At 61.9% G+C, this 712-nt stretch carries 1 protein-coding gene; it reads right to left on the minus strand.

The genetic code is table 11. The features are described 5' to 3' along the window. On the minus strand, positions 1-712 hold a 712-nt coding region (locus tag ACM6HV_RS13945; RefSeq protein ID WP_414904478.1), incomplete at both ends, for an Ig-like domain-containing protein.

Here is a 712-nt window from a genome sequence, read left to right on the forward strand (position 1 = left end):
GGGCAGATTGTTGGCGCCGTTGGCGGTTGGGTGGGCGTCGTTGTGATCCAGCGTGTAGCTGTAACTCACTACACCGGTCGTTGCGTTGAAACCAGTGATGGTCAGCGTGCTGCCGAGCGGCGTGGTCACCGATTGCGGGAAGCCTGCAGCCACACCGTTGGTGACGACCGCGATGCCGCCGACAGTCAGCGTGGTGACGCCGTCCAAAGCGGTAATCGTGAAAGTGCCGCTCTGGGTCAGCGCGGTTGGGTCGGGCGCGCTGCCGGTGCTGAGGTTTTTCTCGTAAACCGTGAGTTCGCCGCCGTTGACGTCCAGGCCGCTGATGACCACCGGATCGTCGTTGTTGTGGATCTGCAGCACCAGATTCGCGGTGCTGGTGTCGCCGTCCGAGTCGGTGATGGTGTAAGTGAACGTCTCTGTCCCATTGCCGCCGCCGTGCAAATTCTTGAAGTCGGCATCGGTCGGGTTGAGCGTGTAGGTGTAAGTGCCGTCGGTGTGCAGTTCCAGGGTGCCATAGGTGCCGGTGAAGGTACCGGCAGTGACTGGGCCGGTGGGTACGCGGTCGGCGCCTTGTACATCGTTGGTGAGGACGTTGCCGGTCAGCGTGAGCGTGGTTTCCGACGCCGTGCCCGTGTTGCTGTCATTCACCGCTTTTGGCAGGTCATCGATCACATTGACGTCGAGGGTCGCATTGGCAGTCGTGCCGTTGTCG

The organism is Pseudomonas sp. IT-P260 (genome assembly GCF_949768395.1).
GTDB classification, from domain to species: domain Bacteria; phylum Pseudomonadota; class Gammaproteobacteria; order Pseudomonadales; family Pseudomonadaceae; genus Aquipseudomonas; species Aquipseudomonas parakoreensis.